Annotated in this window: 24 protein-coding genes; 20 read left to right on the top strand and 4 right to left on the bottom strand. The window is 28.5% G+C overall.

The annotated features are described in order from the left end of the window. Positions 1-145: 145 nt before the first annotated feature. The 5 genes from BUB01_RS06600 to BUB01_RS06580 all read left to right on the top strand — a co-directional run bounded on the left by BUB01_RS06600 (position 146) and on the right by BUB01_RS06580 (position 5189). The gene (locus BUB01_RS06600; RefSeq protein ID WP_072985911.1) at positions 146-556 is read left to right on the top strand and encodes a peptide deformylase; all 411 of its coding nucleotides are present in this window, start codon (positions 146-148) and stop codon (positions 554-556) included. 33 nt (positions 557-589) lie between these two features. After that, entirely contained in the window at positions 590-1036 is a 447-nt protein-coding gene (locus BUB01_RS06595; protein WP_072985910.1) for a hypothetical protein, read from the top strand. A gap of 97 nt (positions 1037-1133) precedes the next feature. Continuing rightward, a complete protein-coding gene (locus BUB01_RS06590; RefSeq protein WP_341422524.1) occupies positions 1134-1739 on the top strand; it encodes a suppressor of fused domain protein in 606 nt (201 codons plus the stop codon). 287 nt (positions 1740-2026) lie between these two features. After that, a complete protein-coding gene (locus BUB01_RS06585; protein WP_072985908.1) occupies positions 2027-2596 on the top strand; it encodes a cysteine hydrolase family protein in 570 nt (189 codons plus the stop codon). A gap of 340 nt (positions 2597-2936) precedes the next feature. Continuing rightward, complete coding sequence (locus tag BUB01_RS06580) at positions 2937-5189, top strand: serine hydrolase domain-containing protein (RefSeq protein WP_242958373.1); 2253 nt, start codon at positions 2937-2939, stop codon at positions 5187-5189. A 107-nt stretch (positions 5190-5296) separates the two neighbouring features. Here BUB01_RS06580 and BUB01_RS06575 read toward each other — a convergent pair whose 3' ends face one another. Then, complete coding sequence (locus tag BUB01_RS06575; protein WP_072985906.1) at positions 5297-5755, bottom strand: DUF2798 domain-containing protein; 459 nt, start codon at positions 5753-5755, stop codon at positions 5297-5299. Between the two features lie 149 nt (positions 5756-5904). Between BUB01_RS06575 and BUB01_RS06570 the strand changes: the two genes are divergently transcribed. Further along, the gene (locus tag BUB01_RS06570) at positions 5905-6315 is read left to right on the top strand and encodes a MarR family winged helix-turn-helix transcriptional regulator (RefSeq protein ID WP_072985905.1); all 411 of its coding nucleotides are present in this window, start codon (positions 5905-5907) and stop codon (positions 6313-6315) included. A gap of 321 nt (positions 6316-6636) precedes the next feature. Here the strand turns inward: BUB01_RS06570 and BUB01_RS06565 are convergent, their stop codons facing one another. Next, the gene (locus tag BUB01_RS06565; RefSeq protein ID WP_072985904.1) at positions 6637-8055 is read right to left on the bottom strand and encodes a serine hydrolase; all 1419 of its coding nucleotides are present in this window, start codon (positions 8053-8055) and stop codon (positions 6637-6639) included. Positions 8056-8508: 453 nt separating this feature from the next. Here BUB01_RS06565 and BUB01_RS06560 point away from each other — a divergent pair, with 453 nt between their 5' ends. The 3 genes from BUB01_RS06560 (at position 8509) to BUB01_RS06550 (ending at position 9727) form a co-directional block, all read left to right on the top strand. Then, positions 8509-9024 (top strand): SMI1/KNR4 family protein, encoded by a 516-nt coding sequence (locus tag BUB01_RS06560; RefSeq protein WP_072985903.1) that lies wholly within the window; start codon positions 8509-8511, stop codon positions 9022-9024. 29 nt (positions 9025-9053) lie between these two features. Then, positions 9054-9242 (top strand): DUF4177 domain-containing protein, encoded by a 189-nt coding sequence (locus BUB01_RS06555; RefSeq protein ID WP_072985902.1) that lies wholly within the window; start codon positions 9054-9056, stop codon positions 9240-9242. Between the two features lie 65 nt (positions 9243-9307). Next, positions 9308-9727, top strand: coding sequence for a hypothetical protein (locus BUB01_RS06550; protein WP_072985901.1), 420 nt, complete (start codon positions 9308-9310; stop codon positions 9725-9727). A 266-nt stretch (positions 9728-9993) separates the two neighbouring features. Here the strand turns inward: BUB01_RS06550 and BUB01_RS06545 are convergent, their stop codons facing one another. Then, entirely contained in the window at positions 9994-10788 is a 795-nt protein-coding gene (locus BUB01_RS06545; protein WP_072985900.1) for a hypothetical protein, read from the bottom strand. A 388-nt stretch (positions 10789-11176) separates the two neighbouring features. Here BUB01_RS06545 and BUB01_RS06540 point away from each other — a divergent pair, with 388 nt between their 5' ends. From BUB01_RS06540 to BUB01_RS06525, 4 genes are all read left to right on the top strand, one after another. Continuing rightward, positions 11177-12331, top strand: a complete 1155-nt coding sequence (locus BUB01_RS06540; RefSeq protein ID WP_072985899.1) for an HNH endonuclease domain-containing protein — start codon at positions 11177-11179, stop codon at positions 12329-12331. 86 nt (positions 12332-12417) lie between these two features. Then, a complete protein-coding gene (locus tag BUB01_RS23655) occupies positions 12418-12525 on the top strand; it encodes a DUF4177 domain-containing protein (protein ID WP_242958372.1) in 108 nt (35 codons plus the stop codon). A gap of 144 nt (positions 12526-12669) precedes the next feature. Then, on the top strand, positions 12670-12978 hold the full coding sequence (locus BUB01_RS06530; RefSeq protein ID WP_072985898.1) for a nucleoside triphosphate pyrophosphohydrolase: 309 nt from the start codon (positions 12670-12672) through the stop codon (positions 12976-12978). Between the two features lie 304 nt (positions 12979-13282). Further along, the gene (locus BUB01_RS06525; protein WP_072985897.1) at positions 13283-13738 is read left to right on the top strand and encodes a GNAT family N-acetyltransferase; all 456 of its coding nucleotides are present in this window, start codon (positions 13283-13285) and stop codon (positions 13736-13738) included. A 283-nt stretch (positions 13739-14021) separates the two neighbouring features. Here the strand turns inward: BUB01_RS06525 and BUB01_RS06520 are convergent, their stop codons facing one another. After that, positions 14022-14723 (bottom strand): UbiA prenyltransferase family protein, encoded by a 702-nt coding sequence (locus BUB01_RS06520; RefSeq protein ID WP_072985896.1) that lies wholly within the window; start codon positions 14721-14723, stop codon positions 14022-14024. 288 nt (positions 14724-15011) lie between these two features. Here BUB01_RS06520 and BUB01_RS06515 point away from each other — a divergent pair, with 288 nt between their 5' ends. From BUB01_RS06515 to BUB01_RS06490, 7 genes are all read left to right on the top strand, one after another. Next, positions 15012-15212 (top strand): hypothetical protein, encoded by a 201-nt coding sequence (locus tag BUB01_RS06515; protein WP_072985895.1) that lies wholly within the window; start codon positions 15012-15014, stop codon positions 15210-15212. Between the two features lie 471 nt (positions 15213-15683). After that, the gene (locus tag BUB01_RS23800) at positions 15684-15818 is read left to right on the top strand and encodes a DUF4177 domain-containing protein (protein WP_072986039.1); all 135 of its coding nucleotides are present in this window, start codon (positions 15684-15686) and stop codon (positions 15816-15818) included. 64 nt (positions 15819-15882) lie between these two features. Continuing rightward, positions 15883-16191 carry a nucleoside triphosphate pyrophosphohydrolase gene (locus BUB01_RS06505; RefSeq protein ID WP_072985894.1) on the top strand — a complete coding sequence of 103 codons (309 nt, stop codon included), beginning with the start codon at positions 15883-15885 and terminating at the stop codon, positions 16189-16191. A 405-nt stretch (positions 16192-16596) separates the two neighbouring features. Further along, positions 16597-17736 carry a hypothetical protein gene (locus BUB01_RS06500; protein WP_072985893.1) on the top strand — a complete coding sequence of 380 codons (1140 nt, stop codon included), beginning with the start codon at positions 16597-16599 and terminating at the stop codon, positions 17734-17736. 13 nt (positions 17737-17749) lie between these two features. After that, the gene (locus tag BUB01_RS06495) at positions 17750-17986 is read left to right on the top strand and encodes a hypothetical protein (RefSeq protein WP_072985892.1); all 237 of its coding nucleotides are present in this window, start codon (positions 17750-17752) and stop codon (positions 17984-17986) included. 29 nt (positions 17987-18015) lie between these two features. Further along, positions 18016-18150 (top strand): hypothetical protein, encoded by a 135-nt coding sequence (locus tag BUB01_RS23795; RefSeq protein ID WP_278337119.1) that lies wholly within the window; start codon positions 18016-18018, stop codon positions 18148-18150. A 17-nt stretch (positions 18151-18167) separates the two neighbouring features. Next, entirely contained in the window at positions 18168-19670 is a 1503-nt protein-coding gene (locus BUB01_RS06490; RefSeq protein ID WP_072985891.1) for a protein kinase domain-containing protein, read from the top strand. Positions 19671-20154: the final 484 nt, after the last annotated feature.

Here is a 20154-nt window from a genome sequence, read left to right as displayed (position 1 = left end):
AATAGTGAAGAAAGGGTTAATGTTAATAATATAAATAATACTTTCTTTAAAGTATTAAATCAAATTAGGGATAGAGTAGTTAATAGGGTAAGTTTTAAAATTATATCTTATTTTATGGAAATATAAGCAGAAAAGAGGAAAAATTATGATAAAACCGATTGTAAAAGATGTATTGTTTTTAAGACAAAAATCAGAAGAGGCAACTAAGGCTGATATAGGAGTAATTGACGATTTAATAGATACATTAAGAGCAAATTTAGAGCATTGTGTTGGGCTTGCTGGAAACATGATTGGAGTAAGAAAGCGTATATTGGTATTTGCTGTAGGTAGCCTTATTGTACCTATGGTGAATCCAGTTATATTAAAGAAGGAAAAGGCTTATGAAACAGAAGAGAGCTGTTTATCTTTAATTGGTTTTAGAAAAACAAAGAGATATGAAGTTATAGAAGTGGAGTATCTGGATAGAAATTTTAAAAAGCAGAAGCAAGTATTTACTGGATTTACAGCACAAATAATTCAACATGAAATGGATCATTTTGAAGGGACAATAATCTAATAGAATACTAGGACTATTTTGGGAGGAGAATAAATGCGAAAAGAATTAGAATTTCCAGGATTTGATGAAAGTAAAATAGCATATGTTAGTCAATTAATTGATTTTATTGCTGAAAATGGTGAAGCTGATTATCAAAATGAATTGTTAGAACTTAATCATATTACAGGAAAAAATTATAAGGGGATTGAGTTTGCTGAATATTGGGGCTGGACATCGTTAGATATTATTTCAAGAAAAGCACTGACTCCTAATCCTCCATTTATTAAAGATTTAAGTAAAAATGAAATTATAGAAATTATAAGTATTATAAAAAATCACCTTAAAAATTGTGAAGATGTAGAATTTGAATATTACACTGAACTTTTACATAGAAGTTTACCATTAAGTGATATTTTGCAGTATGTAATGATTAACGCTGAACCAGAAGAGATAGCTGATAAAATACTTGAAGATTCAAAGGAAAGTGTAATTTACTTATAGGATTAAATTATAATTTGAAAGGAAGATAAATATGGGATTTTTAGATAAGTTCACGAAAAAAGAAAAAGAGAAGGAACCTGAGGTTGATGAGATAGTAATGGATGGCTGGAAGGCTATTGAAGATGCGTGCCTAAAAATGTATCCAGGACAGACTAATCCTAAACATTATGGAACTGTTGTTTCATGGATGCTTGGAGGGAATGATCCTTTGGATGGTATAAGTATTTATGATGGTGGAGAATATTATCACTTTGTTACTTTTGGTTTATCAGAACTTTATGAGAAAGAAAGTGAAAATAAGGAATATAGTGGATATGGATTTGAATTAACTGTAAAGATTAAAAAAGACTGCTTAGAAGATGAAGAAGCAGGAATTAGAGGAATGTGTGGGATTTTACAAGCAATAGCAAGATTAACTTATAATGAGGGTGAAATTTTTAATCCAAATGAATACATATATACAGGACAAACTACTGGTATGGATCCAGAAGGGAAGTCATTGATTACAGGATTTATTACTAAGTTAGACAAGCTTGGAGAAATTGAAACACCAAACGGAAAGGTTCAGTTTGTAGAACTTATTGGTGTAACAGATTCAGAATTAAAAGCAATTATTGATAAAAAATTAAAAGTAATAGAATTATTTGAAAGACTGGGTACAGAATACACAGACTATAAACGTGAAAGCTTGTTTGTTGAATAATTTTTAAGTAGCAGAAGAACTTCAAAATTTTAGAGAAAAGATTAATGGGTTAGATAATTAATATTAAAAATATAAAAAACTCCTTACTACGAATTTCGTAGTAAGGAGTTTTGTTTTTTTTAATAAGTTTGTATAATTTTTACTTCTGTAAGAGTTAATAGATTTATATTAATGGAAATTCGTGGGATAATATTAGTAGGAATAAAATATTTTAAACACAAGTAATATAAATAAAGGCAGAAATAATACAGTTAAATATTGTGTTATATATAAGAAGGGGGAAGATTATGAGCGTGGAAAATAGAAAGTTTGATAATCCACAAAAGGCATTATTAGTAATTGATATACAAGAGGACTATACTGGATTGGAGGCAAAACCTCCGTTCCCTTATAAAGATTCAGAAAGACTTATTAAAATAGTCAATAATATGATAGATGAGGCTTCTAAAAAGGATATAGTTGTTGTATATATTAGTCAAGAATTTGATGGTTTTGTTGGTAAGACAATATCTAAACTTTTTGGTCATGGTACAGCAATCAAAGGAAATTCAGGAGCTGAGTTTGACAAGCGAATCAACATCATATCCAATCATTGTTTTACAAAGAATATGCCAGATGCATTTACTAATCATAAACTTGAAATGTTTTTGGATGAACATCAAATTAACGAACTATATCTTGTTGGACTAGATGCCGCAGCATGCGTTTACTTTACAGCAAAAGGTGCTTTAAAACGTGGATATAACGTCTCAATTATTAAAGATGGTATTGTGTTACTTGAAGAAAAGAAATGGGATAGCGTTTTGAAAAAATTCGAAGATAATGGAATCACACTAATAAATAGTCAAGAGTTTTAACAAGAAGTATTATTAAGGAGTTTTACGACAAAGACTTAAATATTTAATAAAAAAAGATGAAAAACTCCTTACTATGGATTTCGTAGTAAGGTATTTTCAGTATTTGGCTTGCTTTATAAAGGCTATGCAGAAAGACTAGCAAAGGTATTAAACAAAAACAAAAAAGTCTCAAATTTTGACTCAGAAAATTTAATGAATATAGTACTCATAAGATAGACTTCAAGTCTATCTTATTTTTTTATTATAGTTTTTTTCTTTTAACTTTACATAATATATGATAACATAAGATGTATAAAATGTATAAAAAAACCAAATATTTTATGAAAAGAGGGAGATTAAAATGAAAAGACGTATAGTTGCAGTAACGTTGACAATCTTAATGAGTATGTCATCAATGCAAGCTTTTGCTGTAAATCAAAAGCCATTGGGAACAGGACAAGCGAAACCATCAAACATATTAAACTTTCCACTTAAAACTGTAGATGGACAAGATATAATTATACCCGATGCGAATAAAATTAAACAATCAAATGTTAATGTACAAGGTGAAGAAAAAAATAAAAAATCAAATAAGAAAAGCATTAACGAATTTAAAAATGGTCTAGAATCTAATTATAATCAAACAAAAGCAGTTGCAGAACAAAAAGCTTCGCTTTTAACTAATGGTTATGGATGTACAAGCGTGCAATATGCTTTAATAGATAATGGCAAGATAGTATTGTCTGGTAATTCTGGTGTATATTCAAGGGAAGACAATAAGCCAGTAACGGCTGACAATATGTATTCTATAGCTTCGATAAGCAAAATGTTTGTAACAACAGCAATAATGAGACTTGTAGATGAGGGACAAGTTTTTCTTGATACTCCAGTTACAGAATATGTTGATGATTTTAAAATGGCAGATGACAGGTATAAAAAGATTACAGTTAGAATGTTATTAAATCATTCTTCAGGTTTAATGGGGTCTAGTTTTTCAAATACACTTCTTTTTGGCGACAATTCTTCATATGCCCATGATACTTTTATAAAGCAATTAAGAACACAACGTCTAAAGGCAGACCCAGGTGCACATTCAGTGTACTGTAATGATGGATTTACACTTGCTGAAATATTAGTAGAACGTGTAACAGGTATTAGTTATACAGATTATGTAGCTGAAAATATTACAAATACTTTGAAAATGAATAACACCAAGACACCTATTAATGAATTTGATAGAAATAAATTAGCTAAGGCATATCATAATGGAATATCTAATGCTTTACCTGCAGAAAACTTTAATGCTCTTGGTGCTGCTGGCCTTTATTCAACAGCAGAAGACTTATGTAATTTTGCAAAAACATTTACTAAAGATTCAAATGGAATTGTTTCAAAAAAATCTATAAAAGCAATGGAAAATAAGGAATATTTAAGAGGTATTTGGACAGAGGATAGCGACAATACTCTAGCTTATGGATTAGGCTGGGATAGTGTAAATCTTTATCCTTTTAACCAATATAATATTAAGGCAGTAGCAAAAGGTGGAGATTCTGTTTTTTATCATAGCAATTTAGTTGTTTTACCAGAAAAAAATATGGCAATGGCAGTAGTGAGTTCTGGAGGAAGTAGTTTCTACGATGAAGTAATGGCTAGCCAAGTTCTTCTTACTGCATTAAAAGAAAAAGGTGAGATTAAGGATATTTTACCAGATAAAACTTTTACAGCACCAGAAAAAGTAGCTGTTCCTTCAGAACTTAAAAACTATGAAGGTTTGTATGCATTGAGTACAGGATTCATTAATGCTAAAATTGATGAATCAGAAGGATTAATTATATCAAATCCTCAAGAGCCACAAAGCGGTACAAAAACTCTTGCTTATACAAAAGATGGAACTTTTAGAACTAGTGATGGTTCACAAGGCATAAAATTTGTAAAGCAATCAAATGGAAAAACTTATATGCAGCAGATTGCCTATTTAACATTACCTTATTTAGGTCAAGCAGCAATGAATTCATATGTAGGTCAAAAAGAAGAACTAAATAAATTAAAAGATAATATCGCTAAAGATTGGCAGAAAAGGGAAGGAAAAAGATATTACTTAGTAAATGAAAAGTACTCTTCAGTCATGTATATACTTGAAAGTCCAGTATTACAAAATACCTTTGCAAAAGGATTTGAAGGATACTTAGGTATGGATAAAATAGTAGACAAAGATTTAGCACTGTCTTTATTAGATGGGCCTGGTTCACTTTCAAGAGATCAACACGATTATAAATTTTATAATAAGGATAACTTTGAGTATATAAGCTCTAATAATCAAATTTATGTAGAAGAAGCTGCAATAAAAACTTTACCAAAAGATAATAAATTTACATGTCAAATCAACAAAGATGGATATGCTGAATGGTACAAAATTAGTGATGAGTCAGCAGGCAAAGAAATCACTGTAGATATTCCTAAAAATGCTGCATTTGTAGCTTACGATAGCAATGGTGCATTAATAAATGATTCTTTAGTAACAGGTAGCAATAAAGTTACATTACCTAAAGACGGAAAAATAGTATTCTTAGGTAGCAAAAAGGCTAAATTTACAGTTCAATATAAAGCAAGTTAAAATATATAAGTAAGATATCTCCTAGAGATAAAAGAGAGGATTCACAAATTAATGTGGATCCTTTTTTTGAGTGTAATATTTTTATTAAGAATAATTTTTATCGAAGCTTAATTATCGAACATTTTACCAAATGAGAATCTTACTAAAGGAGACACAATAAGTAAGTTAAGTGGTAATGCCATAATAAAGTTTCTAATAACACAAGATGGATAAATTTTTAATGCCATACTGCTAAAACCAACAGCTTTAATAGCACCATACATAGACATAAATAGTACCATACCTACTACCATACAGCCTGAAATTGATAATATAACCTTAATTGGCTTAGTATCTTTATTTGGGTTTACAATTTTAAATGCAATTGGTTTAGCAATTTTACCAACAATAAATATATCTAAAAAAAGAGCTACAATAAATCCAAGCCAAAAATCTTTTAGAAGATGAGCAAAAAACTGAGAGTGAAAGCCTTCATTCAAAAACATATTATAAATTGTCATACCAAGAACCATGCTAAAGCACATCATTAATGTAAAAATAAATCTTTGAAATTTTGTTTGTCCCATATTAAAAATTCCTCCTAAAGTAAAAATAAATTGTCAACTAAATTGACTTTGTGATTGTAACATTAACTTTAAAGCTTGTCAACTAAGTTGACAAATAGATGTGGGTTTATTAAAATAAAATATATAATAATTGAAAATAAGGTGAGAAGATGAATGAAAATTTAACTATAATAGATTTAATAAGTGAAAAGCATATTGTTCTTAGACGTGAAGTTGAAAATAGATGGGCAGATAGTGAGGAAGAAGATATTTCTCATACAGAGGCACTACTTTTAGCTAAAATTAGTATGGGTAAGATATCTCTTGCTGAAATAGCAAGACAAGCAAACATATCTCGTCAAGCAATGTTTAAATGTGCTAAAAAGTTAGAAGAACGAGGATATTTAGTATTTGTAACAAATGAACATGGAAATAAGTATACAGAACTTACCCTCAAGGGAAATGACTATTGTAAAAGGAGTCAGGAATTAAAAGAGGAATTAGAGAATAAGATAGCAGATGTTTTAGGAAAAGAGCAGGTGAAAATGCTTAAAGAATTATTAAATAAAAATTGGATTTAATAATTAACTAAAATAATAAGTGTCTGCTAGTTACTAGGAAGCATGCAATAAGTAAATATTATTTATAGTCTTAGGCACGTATATAACTTTCTATAGCGTGTTATTCGTTTCTATGACTCTGATAATCATATTATTGAAGTCGGAGAAAATATTATAATGGCTGTCAAGCGATTCTTAAATAGTGGTCTATCAAAGGATAGAAGCCCCTCCCTACAAATTTTGTAGGAAGGGGTCTATTGCAATTAAGCACCTTATAAAGAACAATTATAAGAGTAAAAACATATATGAATTTTAACTCTTAGTATTTTTAGTAGCTTATATCTAATTAATTCTCTTAAATTCTACCCCTGAATCACCAACGTTTAGCATTGCATTTTGGGCTTTACCATTTGATATATCTTTAAATTCTATATTAAGATTTTCAACTTTGTGAAAGAACCTAGTTTGAGAGCATGGATATATAGCATTAGTTTCATTAGGTGAAATCATAAAGTTATCTGTAACAAGAAATAAAGAAGAATCTTTTTTAACAATTTCAAAGCTAACGCCTGGTGAAAATTCATATTTTCCTGTGTAGCTATCTAAAATCTGTGGATCAATACTTACTTCTGTAAATTGCTTAGGTTTTTCATATTTTCCTTGATGTAGAATAGAATATAGATTACTTTGTATTTTATCAACATCTATTTGTGCAAGGTTTGATAATACTACGATACATGTATCTTCATCTATATATCTTGATATAATAGTATTAACTCCAGGCATAGTTCCCATATGAGCTATACATTTTTGCCCATTAATAACATCTAATCCAACTCCATAGCCATAATTAGAACCAGGTAAATATTCCTTATATACTTGAGCTAAAGATTCCTTGGTTAATATTTTTTCATCGCTTAAAGCTCTATGCCATAAATATAAATCATCTAATGTAGAGTACATGCCTCCAGCTGCATAGCCTAATGTATGATTTATATATCCTTTAGTTGTAATTACATTTTGTGCACCAGTATTACTTCTTAGATAAGCATTAGATTTTTTACTAGTATTTGATGTATCTAAATAAAAACCTGTATTTTTCATTTTTAGTGGTTTAAATATATTATTTGTTAAAAAGTCTTCGTATTTCATTCCAGAGACCTTCTCTATTATAGAACCCAATAATATATAATTTGAATTACAATATTTAAACTTTGTTCCAGTTTCAAAAACAGAAGGCTTGTCTTTAAATAAAGTTATTATTTCTTCAGGTGTATACTTGTTTTTAGAAGCATTAGAAGTAAGTAATTCATTAGTTAAATATTCTGCAAGTCCTGATGTATGAGTAAGTAAATTTTCTATTGTTATTTTATCTCCATTTGGATAATCAGGTAGATAATTTGATAGAGGATCCTTTACATTTAATTCACCTCTTTCCTGTAGTATCATAATTCCAACAGCGGTAAATTGCTTTGAAACAGATGCTATGGAAAATTTGGTATCAGGTGTATTAGGAATATTTTTCTCAAAATCAGCTTTACCATAGGCTTGTCTAAAAATTATTTTTCCTTTTTGAGAAACTAATACCGCTCCATTAAAAGGATACTGCTTCTTTAGTTCATTCATATATTCGTTCATCAGTTTCTTAGTATTGTTATCTTTTTGTGGAAGAGTCGTGCTAGCACTAACATTAATACCCAAACTAGTGGTTATTATAAGTGATGCTACAAATACAGAAATACATTTTTTTGAAAATCTCATTTATGTCATCTCCTTTAAATATTATATACACTTTTAATTGTACAACTTTAATAATAATATGGTAGAAAAGTGAAGTTATGTAACTATATTGTAATCATTTTGTAACCATATTTAATAATAGAATTAGGAATATTTCGAGTTATCATAGAAATGTATATAAAAACTAATAGTATTTTTATTTTAAAAACCTATCTGAAAATGAAAAGTTTATCTAAGGAATTAAACAGAACATTTGAATAGAAATTTCATAAATTATCAAAATTAATTTAAATATACATATAAAATACTGTAAAATATTAATATGAGAAAATTTATATTAACAAATGAAATGAAGTAATTAATTTTTAAAATAGAAATCTAGTATAGATAACTAAATAGTATTTATAGTATTTTATATACTACTTTTATTAAAAAATACAATTTAGATTACTATAGAAATAGAGGGGTGAATAAATGAATTTTGAAAAATTTAATTATGTATATGGAAAAGGTGAAGGGGCAACGTTTATAATGATAGAAACGCTTAAGAAAACTTGGAATAAAGAACTTTCAGAAGAAGAAAAAGAAGGTTTAAATAAGTGGATAAATCCAGAAAATTGGAGCTTTCCTCAAAGAGTTTTGCCAGAAGCATATTTAGAATTCTTAAAGTATGATAATGGGGCTATATTTGGAAATGGCGATAGATACTTTCAATTTTTCACTTGCCAAGATGATGGAAATGTTGGATTAAGAGAGATGAATATAAGTTATGAATTTCCGGAATATATGAAAGGTGGAGTATCATTTGCAATGGATGGTTGTGGTAATCACTATATTTTTGATATGAGAAAAGAAGCTGTAAATGGGGAATATCCTATATTAACTTGTTCATCAGGATGTCTATCGTTTGAAGATTCTAAACTAGTGGGACAAACATTCTTTGAAGTTTTGAATGGTAAAACAAGTATGGATAGTATATTATTTGATTAATTTTTAAAAAAATTTATGGGAGGGGAAAAATGTATAAATATAAGTATGTTAAAACAAGAGGGGATAGCTTTTTTGATGTTTCAGAAGACCATAGAGAAATTATAGATAAATACAGTAAAGAAGGCTGGAGATTTGTAAGTGCAATACCAGTAGATTTTAGTTTAAGTGGTGTTATAGAAACATTTGATTTGGTATTTGAAAAAGAGTGTGAAGAATAGGAAATAGCTGTGAGACAATAAAGAATATTAAGGATTAGTGGATAGTAATGGGAGGGGGAAGGTTAGTGAAAGAATGTAATTTTAAAATCAGAACAACCATTGATGATGCAAAAGAAAGATATTTAAAATTAATGTCACCTAAAGAAGAGTATGAATGGGATGATATTCAAAAAAGCTTCCATATTGGTGAAGTGTATATTTCTCAGAAGGATGGATATATTCTTTTTGAAGATATGAATGGAGAAGCCTTTTTTGGATGGGAAACATCTTTATGGATTGACTTTGCAGGAAAGGATGAAGTAGTTTATGCGTATTATGATGAAGATGGAAATGCAGAAGTTGTCTATATAAAAGATGAGATATGTATTAGAGATTTCAGGATATATGAATTTGAAATTGACACAGATGAATGTAAAATAAATTTTCAATATCATATTTCAAATTATAATGATGTTGCTTCATTTCTTGATGAAAATCTACATTAAAATTTTAATTTAATTTGCTTATTCTTAATCTTTTTAAATTTAATAGGTTAAAGAAACTTCAAAAATATATTACTACAGATTAGATTGCTTCCTTTATAGTAGAAAGTTAAAATAATAAAATCGGTTCTATAGATTGAGTATTTTATTATGAAAATAAAGGATAAATGAGTATTTATAATGAGAGGATGTATAATGAATTATACATCCTTTATTAATATACCTTAAAAGTCATTCTGATATTTTATAATCTAAACAATGCTATTATACTAACAGAAACATAATTTGCTTAAATTATATGCAAAGTAAAATAAATTGGTTAGGATATTTGATGGTCCAACACCAGCAGGATTTTGACCGTAAAATTCTTTTGTAATTGTATCGACAATTACAAATCCATTACCTAGACAATAGTAAGCTAAAACTGGTTTTTGAATTCCTCCAAAAATAGTTGTCATTAATATTTTTGATGATTTTGGTATAATTATACCATCTTGTAAATTTCCATGAGCTGACCATCTAGTATTTGGATCCATATCTATATTTTCATCTGTTAATGTTATTGTTGGTCCATTAACAAAAGTGCTACAGTAAGATTTAGGTGTTAGAAATAGTTTGTAGCCATCAGCGTAATCTGGGAAAATATAATCTGGTGTTCCATAAGAGCCAGGGGCAGTATAGCCTCCGTTTTTTAAATTATCAGCCATATCTACAATTAGAACTCCACCACGATTCACAAAACAGTACAGATTTCTCTGAACAATTGCATTATTCTCTTCTGTAGCAGCTGCTTCACTTCCGATACTATTTGAAGAAATTAATACTACAGTTGTATCTAGAGGAACTTCATTAATTAAATCACTAATTGGGTGTATAAAATAATCAACACCTAGTACTTTGCCTAAAGATAGTAGGGTTGCATTACTACGATTGTTCCATGGAATACTATTTTGATATACTCTTATAATACCTCTAAGCCTAGGGTCTAGTACCTTCGGTTCTGATACTTCAGTTTTTTCAGTTTCTACAGATTCTTCTACTGGTTTTGTTGAGTCATAAAGCATAGTTATCACTCCTTTTTTAATTTACTATATTACATAATTATTATATGTTTATTATAGGTAAAGTGTGAAAGTATGAAGGCGAGTATCTATATTTTATGGAATAAATTAGTATTAGATAAAATATATGGGGAATAAGAAGACAGTAGTAGAGGCTAGTGTCTTTAATTTTTGTGATAGTTATTTATTAAAAGAGATTTAGGAGAATATATGGGAATTGTAGGAACAATGATGTTATAATTAAAAAGGAATTTAAATAGAGAAATATATATAATTTTATATAGTTAACTAGGGAAATATTTAAATATATAACTATAAAACTATATAAATAGTTAAATAGTTATGCTGATCATGTAGGTTTGAGAGATTTAGGTGGTAAAAGGGGGAGAAAATGAGCAGGGAAATAATTGGACAAATGAGCTTGTTAAATAAAGAAATAGAATACAATTTGCCAAGTGCTGAAGAGATAAATACAAGAATGTTTTCAAAAGTTCTTGATGATAAGAACGTAGTAGCAAGCTATAAACTATATTGGTTACTTGGAATACTAGATGAAGTTAGCGCAGGAAATAATATAATAGAGTTTAAAAGAATAATCTCTAGGATGATAACTTATTCTTGGTATCCACTATTAAAATACAAATTAAGTTTTGGTTATTCAGATAACTTAAAAAAGCCAGTAAATTATATGGCAGAAAAATATAATTTACCATCAAATCATAACTCAGAAAAGCTATTAGACTTTATATACAAAAGCAATGATAAAGAGCTACTAAAAATGATAAAAGAGCTTGGGTTATATGTACCATATAGATTAATAACTCCATTCTATGCAGAAGAGTTAAAAGGGATAAAAGATAAATCAAAAAACAAATACATAGAATATCTATCACAAAATACTAGTTATGCAGTATATAAAATTATAAATGGAGATACCATCGTAATAAATGAAGGCTGGGATGACTACTTAAGAGATAATTACAAGATAATAAAATCATGGATTTATTATAAGCTTGTAATGTTTCTCCAAAAAAGAAATCCAAATGTTCCAGCTATAGCACTTAAACTAGAAGCTCCTATAAAGAGAGAACTAGAAACAGCAAAAAAACTATGGAAGGGAATCATATTCGAAAGAGACATAAAGGATATATATACAGGAAATGAATTTAATGATATGAACTATGAGAAATACGGGGTGCTTAGTATAGATCACTTCATACCTTGGAGTTTTGTTTTACACGATAAGATGTGGAACTTAACACCGACCTTTAAGAATATAAATAGCTCTAAAAGTGATAATCTATTAGACTGTGATGCTTATATAGATTTATTCTGTAATGTTCAATATGAGGCTTTTGCTTATATGTGTGATAAGAAGAAAAATAAGGACTTAGAAGAATATATGGATATATTACAATTAGAAAATCCTTATGAATATTATAAATACTCAAACAAAATAGACTTTAGCTCAAAGTTAAAGCAAAATATAGCTCCAGTGTATCAGATAGCAATAAATCAGGGATTTACTGTGATGGATAGATTATAGGTGAAGGGTTGAATGGTAAAACAAGTATGGATAGTATATTATTTGCTTAGGTTAAATTAAACGAGAATTTAGGGGAGGAATAGGCTATGTATAAATACAGGTATGTTAAATCAAGAGGAGAGGGAATTTTTGCAGTTTCAGATCATAGGTCTGTTATAGATAAATATAGTAAAGAAGGTTGGAGATTTGTGTAACTGCAATACCAATAGATTTTAGTTCACATGGTATTATAGAAGCATTTGATTTGGTATTTGAAAAAGAGTGTGAAGATTAAGAGTAGAAAAATAGATGTGAGATAATAAAAATATTAAGGTATTGTAGAAATGAGGTAAATATTAATGAAAGTTTATAATAAATTAGTTAGAGATAGAATACCAGAAATAATAAAGAATTCCGGTAGTGAATGTGAATGCTCAGTGGTAACTGGGGCTGAAAAAACTGAAATGCTTGAGAAAAAGCTTATGGAAGAGGTTGAAGAATTCTTGGAAGCTAAGAATTTGGAAGAATTAGCAGATGTAATGGAAGTGCTTTTTGGACTAGCTGATGTCTTGGGATATAGTGAAGAAGATTTAGTTAAGGCTAGGGAGAAGAAGAGAGATGAACGTGGGGAATTTAAGGAAGGAATAGTGCTTAATAAAACTTTTTAGTTATTAGGGCTTAGATAAAGTTTAATCAAAATACTTGTTATAAGTGTCTAAAATACGTTAAATAAAAATAATGGTTTTAGAATAAAGTTATATCAAAATATAAGTTTTTTAATAATATTAACTTTTATAATAAAGTTTGCTCAACAAATAGAAAAATTATGAATTAATAAATAAAAAATGGTCTTTACAAATTAAATAGTATGGTATTTGAAAATATATTATAATATGTATCAAAATAATGTGTTTAAATGATAATTGTTAGATGTGGCGAAACAAGGATAATTAATTATAAATGGGGGATAAAATGAATATTTATTTAAAAGAAATTGATAAATCAAACTGGGAAAAGTGTATTCTTTTAACTACGAATAAAGATAATATACATTATCTTGGTGAAGAATTTATTGCTTCCAATGCGTACTCTATTGTTCAATCGAATTTTGAAAATGGTTGGATTACTAAGGCGATATATGATGAAAATACCATGGTTGGATTTACAATGTATGGGTATTGCTATGAAGATAACCTTTATGAGATATCCAGAATTATGATAGACCATAAATATCAAGGAAAAGGATATGGAAAGGCAGCACTTGGAAAAGTTATTGAAGAAATGAAAAGCTTTAAAGATTGCAATGAAATTTTTTTATCCTTTGACCAAGAAAATCAAATAGGGAAAAAACTTTATGAAAGTTTTAACTTTAAAGATACAGGTAAGATTATTGATGGTGAATTATTATATAGTTTAAGTTTAAAATAGTTAATAACCTTCTATAATATGAAACAACTACAAAACCAAATAACCTCTCAAAATACCGTATTATTCAGAAGTGAATATACGGTATTTTTGTTTCCAGATTCAAAGATAGTTTAATACAACTTTATTTAAAATGATACTACTTTGTTATAAACAATATGACTTTATTATAAAGCTACAATTAACAATACTATAAAAACTTAATTGATATGTTAAATGCAAAAATAAAAAGCGGAAGGAATTCCTTTCGCTTTTTATTAATTTTATTTATATATCCAACCACTTCTTATTGAGGTGGATGACATTTAGAACATGGTTTATAACCTCTTTTAGCTTCTTCCAATGTAACTTGTCTAGCTTTTTTAGGATTCATTCTACCACAATGATCTATTGAATGATAATCATCTCCTGTTGCAGATAACCAAACCATTACTCCACTATTTGTTGTATGTTGTTCTTGTTTAGCTACTGCTGAGCTATTATTTGATTGTACAGAACTTGAACTAGTAGAACTTTCTGCGCTTGCTTTTTTAGCTTCTTCTTGTTGAGCTTTTAAAGCCTCTTCTTCAGCTTTTTTCTTGTTTTCCTCAGCTTTCACCTTGGCTCTTTCCTCAGTTTCTTTTTTTGCCTTTTCTTCTTCTAATTTCTTAGTTTGCTCTTCCTCAGCTAGCTTCTTTTCTTTTTTTTGCTGTTCTACATTTACCTTATCAGCCGCTACTTTTTGGTCATTTGATTGGTGAGTTTCAGATGACATTGGCCTAATTCCAAAGAATAGCATACCAAAAAATATTGCTATTCCTGTAGTAATCTTAACTACAATATTTCTTGATTTAAACTTAGAGCTTTTAAAATAAAAGTAATAAATAGCTACTGCACCTAACCCAAAAGCTAAAACACTTGCTAACTTAGGAGCATTCGTAACCAATATAATGTATAAAATAATTACTGCTGGTATTATAAATACCTTCTTTTTTAATAAGTTTTTCATTGTATCACTCCCCCGATGATATATTATACATTGTTTCCACAAAAAACATAGTGGATATATATACCACTCATTCTCTACGCTTATAAAAATCTCGGAGACATTGTCAGAAATTTAATAATAAGAATTACAAGTAATTCAATATAAAATGATAAGGATATTATTAAAATTCAAATAAGTGATAATGGAGCAATTTTAGTATCTAAGGAGAGTATTAGATTTATAAAGGATTTTTATACGATTGATTGGGAATATAAAATACCGCCTAAGTCACATATTAATAATATAACATTGGATAAAGAAAGGAAGTCATTTTTAATTGTAGTAGGAAATTCTGAAGAATATCTGTTAGCAACAATCAATGAATTAGGAGAAGTTGAAAAGGGTCAAATTTTTGATGATGTCAACTATTACAATGGAGCTTATTTTATACCAGAAGAGAATAAAATATTTTTATATAGGCACGTAATTGAAGCATTTTTAATAGAATAATTATTATAAAACTCTTTCCTACAGATTTCGTAGGAAGGAATTTTCATGATAGGTAATAAACAAGATTAATATTAGATGAAATATATGGAAAATAAGAAGACGGTAGTAGAGACTAGTGTCTTTAATTTTTTATGATAGTTATTTATTAAAAGAGATTTAGGAGAATATATGGGAGTTGTAGGAACAATGATGTTATAATTAAAAAGGAATTTAAATAGGGAAATATATATAATTTTATATAGTTAACTAGGGAAATATTTAAATATATAACTATAAAACTATATAAATAGTTTTATAGTTATGCTGATCATGCGGATTTAAGAGATTTATGTGGTAAAAGGGGGAGAAAATGAGCAGGTAAATAATTGAACAAATGAATTTGTTAAATAAAAATAGATTTTAGTTCAAAGTTAAATCAAAATATAGCTCCAGTGTATCAGATAGTAGTGAATCAGGGAGTTACTGTGATGGATAGATTATAGGTCTGTTATAGATAAATATAGTAAAGAAGGTTGGAGATTTGTAACTGCAATACCAATAGATTTTAGTTCTCATAGTATTATAGAAGCATTTGATTTGGTATTTGAAAAAGAGTGTGAAGACTAAGAGTAGAAAAATAGGTGTGAGATAATAAAAATATTAAGGTATTTTAGAAATGAGGTAAATATTAATGAAAGTTTATAATAAATTAGTTAGAGATAGAATACCCGAAATAATAAAGAATTCCGGTAGTGAATGTGAATACTCAATGTTAACTGGGGAGGAAAAGACTGAAATGCTTGAGAAAAAGCTTATGGAAGAGGCTGGAGAATTCTTGGAAGTTAAGAATTTAGAAGAATTGGCAGATGTAGTGGAAGTGCTTTTTGGACTAGCTGAGGATTTGGGATATAGTGAGGAAGAGTTAGTTAGGGCTAGAGAGAAGAAGAGAGGTGAAAGAGGGAAATTTAAGGAAGGGATTGTGCTTGAGAAGATTTTTTAGGCATATAAAGGTTTATTAAAATTAAATTTATATGTTTAAAAGTTATGGTTAGTATTTCAAATGGATGCACATAATGATTCGCCTCCATCATGAAACCCTCGACTAATTTGATTAGTCGAGGGTTTTTCCTATGCATAAGTTTAGCATTATTTAGGGTGAACCGTACAATAAGTAAATGAAGTTTTTGCTAATATTTGATAATTAAATATAGATTAGAGGTTATTTATGCTTTGCCTAAAGCAACAAATCTACGGTAATATATAAAGTATTGTTGTAGATTTGTTATTTTTAGAAAGATAAATAATTCTCTATATAAAAATATATATGATAAATAAGTTTATATGATATAATGACTAATGGGAAATTTATACTAACTATTTTAAAATATATATTAGGGGTAGAAAGATGAATATTACAGAAACGATTTTAAAAAATTTAAGTGCTGGAGAGCTACAACAATTGGCTTGTGAAATATTATCAAGAGAGAATAGAGAGTGGAGCACAATGTCCCAAATGGGAGGATGTGAAGGTGGATTTAGGACAAGAAAAGGTACTCCAGATATGTGGTGCGTAGATAAAAACAATAATTATATATGTATACAAGCTACTGCAGATTCGGCAAAAGGTAAGCTTTATAAAGATGTATGTAAAGCAGTAGATGTTTTATTGTCATTAGGAAAAAATGAAGGAGCAGTATGTATTTCTTTTCTAAATTTTGACCCTAACTTGGAAGAGATTCAAGATTGTAAAAATTATTGTGAGAAACATAAGTGCAAATATAAATTTTATAATAATAGGATTGTAGCAAAAATTATTGACACTAAATATCCTGAGATAAAAATTAAATTTTTAGAGTTAAATAAAAATGAGGATATTATAGAAATTCAACTAATGTATGATTCATTTCAAGAACAAATAGAATATATTACCAATAAAATAGAATGGATTGATAAAGATAATAAGTATATAGCTCTATCGATAATGGAGTTAGCTAAAAATTCATTTGAACATGGAAATGCTAGTAAAGTTAATTTGATAGTTAAAGAGAATAGTATAAAAATTAAAGACAATGGTACTGAATTTAATATATTAACTTATAAAGGAAAGCATAAGATGCATGGTGGTGGTAAGTATACTTTAGAATTTTTTTTAGATAAATATAAAGATAAAGTAAGTTATAATTACCAATATATAAATTCTGAAAATGTTATATCTTTTGATTTTAACAAAAAGATAAAGTGTGACTTAATAGTTGATGATGAGTGTTCAATTGATATACCTAAAACTAATTATTTAGAGGCAAAGAAAGTAGACTATATATTCAATATACCACAGCACTGTAGTATAGTTAGATTAAAAGTTACTTACAAATTTATGATGTTAAGCGATTTTGGATATATAATTAATAAGCTAATTAGAAGTATTCCGCATAATTATAAAATAGAAATATCAATATCTAAGGAAGAATCTGAGTTTATTAGAGGTTATTTGGAAGAAGTTTGCAAACTAGAAGATGGAAGGGTATCCTTAAAAGAAATTAATTAAAAAATTTACATTATTGACAGATAAAGTATGTAAACCTGTTCTTAAGCTTGGAGAAGGAAGAGTTAATGATATCACATTTGACAATTATTGGATTAAGCTAGATAATGAAGTGACTAATGTAGATATTATGAATACACTACAAGACAATATTAAGCTACCACCTGTGCTTTTTGGTAAATCTGTTTCAATGGTAGTTTGGCGAATTATCAATATGGTGTTTCCAAGAATATTGATGTTACTACAAAGTTAGTTATTTAACAGTCAATTGGTCAATACATCATGGCAGGGATATCACATGGTTCTTTGAAAATAATGGAATTGATGGTGAATAAAGCAGGAATTGATATTGAAAACATAGAGGATGTTGTATGTAAGTATTATGATTCATATAGATTAATGGCAGTTGCGCGATAAAGATTGGGGGAATTTATGTGTTAAGTGAAGTAGGAATTAGGACTATAGCTGAAGCACTAATTGGGGATATTCGAGGATTTTATTCATATAAATCAGGTGGTAAAATAGTTGAATTCTTTAATAGTAATTTTGGATTTAGCGATGTATATGGGCAAGGATTTCCTTCTCGTTGGTTGTATACGGTTGAGAATATAAAGGTTTTATGGAACAATAATCGTTTTGATGAGTTCCTTAATTTAATTTTATCAAAGAGATTTATAATGAGAGATTATGGTTTGAATGAGGTCCAAGCTTTAGAAAAGGTAGAAGAAATAGTAAGCTACCTAAATGAAGAACTAAATATTGAGGGATACAAAATTCATAAGCAAGGACAAGCATATTTTCTTATATCAGAGGATGGAGACTTGGAATTTATAGGTGGAGGTGGTTTTGCTAATGTCTATGAGTCTCGCTCAACAGGACTCATTGTTAAGAAACTGAAAGATGATTTTAAAATCATTTCGGGTATAAGGCATAGATTTAAGAGAGAGTTTGAAATTACCAAAGGACTCGACGATTTGAATGGAATTATCAAAGTATATGAATTAGATGATTCAAATTACTCATATACTATGGAAAAAGCAGAATCAACTTTTGAAGACTTTATGAATGACTATGAACATGATGAAGATACAAAACTGATAATGATACGTCAGTTATTGCATATTATGAAAGCTGTTCATGAACGCAATATTATTCATCGTGATATTAGCCCAAATAACGTATTATTATTTAATGGTCAATTGAAGATTTCTGATTTTGGTCTAGGAAAAGATTTAGATATGTTTTACTCACATAGGACAATGAGAACACAGTCTATTGGACAGTATCACTACTGTGCACCTGAACAGTTTATGCAACTCAAGGAAGGTGATAAGCGTAGTGACGTATATTCACTGGGTAGTCTTATTAATTTCATAATGACGGGTGACCCTCGAGACAGTAGACATTTTATGAGAAATCCTGTTGAGAAGGCAAAAAATGAAAATCCTAATATGCGATATGCTGATGCAGGTTCATTGCTTGAAGGTATTGAGAGGTCTATTCAATACCATAAGAATCAAGAGCTAAAGGAATTAGTAACATTAAAGATTCACAATGGTATATACGATGATGATGTTGAAAATTATATTTATAGCTTAAATGGCGTAGACCTTTGTAAGGAGATTATTACAGCATCTAATATGGTTTCAGCTGTTTTAAGGTTTATTGAATCAAACGAGAGAAGAGCAGTTGAGATACTACAATTATTAAATGAAAATTATTTAGATGTATGTATAGAGTGGGAGGATTATGATAACTTCGGTACGATTGCTTATAATGTGATTCATGATAATAACACATATGTTGCTCAAGAAATCTCAGCAAGGATTCTTTATGATGTTGCTTATAATAAGGATAGATTCAATATGAAACGACTTGTAGATAATTTAATAGATATAGGAATTGACCCAACTATTGAAGATATATTGAAGCAATAAGATAAATGATGAGAATTAAGAATAATTAAAGTAGTAGCGATATAGTATAAATGCATAATATTTAAAATAGCAAATGTGTTTATACTGATATGAGATTAATAAAATAGCATTATAATAAATTATTTCATGAGGCTAGGTTCTAACTTACCAAGAAGATGTGTATTAGAGTTAATTATAAAGTTTATTGGGTTTTAAAGGTCGCACTTCGGCTCAACCATGAAAAACTTCCATAATACAGAAATGTGTTGTCGAAGTTTTTGTGTTTGGGAATATTTAATATTTAGAGTTGTTTTTAGGGAAAAGGAATAAAGTTTTTCTGAAAAGAAGTTGATAACATAAAACAAGGAATAATATTCCGTTTTATATCAGCAAAAAATACATTTTTTATATTGATGTAAATTAAAATTGTATTTAAGTATAAATATTAGTATAATAAACAATAGATCGAATAGAATTTCGATCTATTATTTATTTTTATGGAGAG

Origin of the sequence: Clostridium cavendishii DSM 21758, from assembly GCF_900141845.1 — a bacterium.
In the GTDB taxonomy this organism is placed as follows: Bacteria; Bacillota; Clostridia; order Clostridiales; family Clostridiaceae; genus Clostridium_AG; species Clostridium_AG cavendishii.
The sequence above is the reverse complement of the archived record's forward strand: the minus strand, read 5'-3'. Positions and strand labels throughout refer to the sequence as shown.

Bases quoted from the DNA above. Each gene is read 5' to 3' on its own strand.
- BUB01_RS06585 (WP_072985908.1), top strand. From the start codon at position 2,027: ATGAGCGTGGAAAATAGAAAGTTTGATAATCCACAAAAGGCATTATTA.
- BUB01_RS06525 (WP_072985897.1), top strand. From the start codon at position 13,283: ATGAATATTTATTTAAAAGAAATTGATAAATCAAACTGGGAAAAGTGT.
- BUB01_RS06600 (WP_072985911.1), top strand. From the start codon at position 146: ATGATAAAACCGATTGTAAAAGATGTATTGTTTTTAAGACAAAAATCA.
- BUB01_RS06530 (WP_072985898.1), top strand. From the start codon at position 12,670: ATGAAAGTTTATAATAAATTAGTTAGAGATAGAATACCAGAAATAATA.
- BUB01_RS06565 (WP_072985904.1), bottom strand. From the start codon at position 8,055: ATGAGATTTTCAAAAAAATGTATTTCTGTATTTGTAGCATCACTTATA.
- BUB01_RS06500 (WP_072985893.1), top strand. From the start codon at position 16,597: ATGAATATTACAGAAACGATTTTAAAAAATTTAAGTGCTGGAGAGCTA.
- BUB01_RS06580 (WP_242958373.1), top strand. From the start codon at position 2,937: ATGAAAAGACGTATAGTTGCAGTAACGTTGACAATCTTAATGAGTATG.
- BUB01_RS06555 (WP_072985902.1), top strand. From the start codon at position 9,054: ATGTATAAATATAAGTATGTTAAAACAAGAGGGGATAGCTTTTTTGAT.
- BUB01_RS06575 (WP_072985906.1), bottom strand. From the start codon at position 5,755: ATGGGACAAACAAAATTTCAAAGATTTATTTTTACATTAATGATGTGC.
- BUB01_RS06545 (WP_072985900.1), bottom strand. From the start codon at position 10,788: ATGCTTTATGACTCAACAAAACCAGTAGAAGAATCTGTAGAAACTGAA.
- BUB01_RS06520 (WP_072985896.1), bottom strand. From the start codon at position 14,723: ATGAAAAACTTATTAAAAAAGAAGGTATTTATAATACCAGCAGTAATT.
- BUB01_RS06590 (WP_341422524.1), top strand. From the start codon at position 1,134: ATGGATGGCTGGAAGGCTATTGAAGATGCGTGCCTAAAAATGTATCCA.
- BUB01_RS06540 (WP_072985899.1), top strand. From the start codon at position 11,177: ATGAGCAGGGAAATAATTGGACAAATGAGCTTGTTAAATAAAGAAATA.
- BUB01_RS06560 (WP_072985903.1), top strand. From the start codon at position 8,509: ATGAATTTTGAAAAATTTAATTATGTATATGGAAAAGGTGAAGGGGCA.
- BUB01_RS06570 (WP_072985905.1), top strand. From the start codon at position 5,905: ATGAATGAAAATTTAACTATAATAGATTTAATAAGTGAAAAGCATATT.
- BUB01_RS23655 (WP_242958372.1), top strand. From the start codon at position 12,418: ATGTATAAATACAGGTATGTTAAATCAAGAGGAGAGGGAATTTTTGCA.
- BUB01_RS06505 (WP_072985894.1), top strand. From the start codon at position 15,883: ATGAAAGTTTATAATAAATTAGTTAGAGATAGAATACCCGAAATAATA.
- BUB01_RS06595 (WP_072985910.1), top strand. From the start codon at position 590: ATGCGAAAAGAATTAGAATTTCCAGGATTTGATGAAAGTAAAATAGCA.
- BUB01_RS23795 (WP_278337119.1), top strand. From the start codon at position 18,016: ATGGCAGGGATATCACATGGTTCTTTGAAAATAATGGAATTGATGGTG.